Raw genomic sequence first — 410 nt, forward strand, 5'->3', positions numbered from 1 at the left:
GTCAAAGGTATCGGCCTAGTCACGGCAAGTAAGTTGGTAGCGCTTCTGCCGGAGATAGGCCGTGTGAAGTCCCGGGAGATTGCCTCGCTGGTCGGCGTTGCGCCTTTTAATCACGACAGCGGAAAGTCCGTGGGCAAACGCTCGATTTCGGGCGGTAGATTTGAAGTCAGGCGAGCGTTGTACATGTCTTGCCTGGTGGCGATGAAACGTAATCCAGCGCTCAAGGCGCGATATGAAGCGCTGCGTGGACGAGGCAAGTTAGCCAAGGTTGCTATCGTGGCGTGCATGCGAGTCTTTATTGTGCGACTCAATGCGATGCTCAGAACGGGCGAGGAATGGCAGGACGTGGTTCTGCCAAGGCCTAAGGGTACTGCTTAGTCATAAGGCTCAGAGCAGTCATGTGGGAGCGG

At 56.1% G+C, this 410-nt stretch carries 1 protein-coding gene; it reads left to right on the forward strand.

The window, feature by feature from the left end; genetic code table 11:
• Positions 1-378: transposase (locus ACQZ2L_RS25080; RefSeq protein ID WP_430328317.1), on the forward strand; the 378-nt coding region annotated here is incomplete at its 5' end.
• Between the last annotated feature and the right edge of the window lie 32 nt (positions 379-410).

The organism is Pseudomonas shirazensis, from assembly GCF_050496565.1.
Classification (GTDB): domain Bacteria; phylum Pseudomonadota; class Gammaproteobacteria; order Pseudomonadales; family Pseudomonadaceae; genus Aquipseudomonas; species Aquipseudomonas shirazensis_A.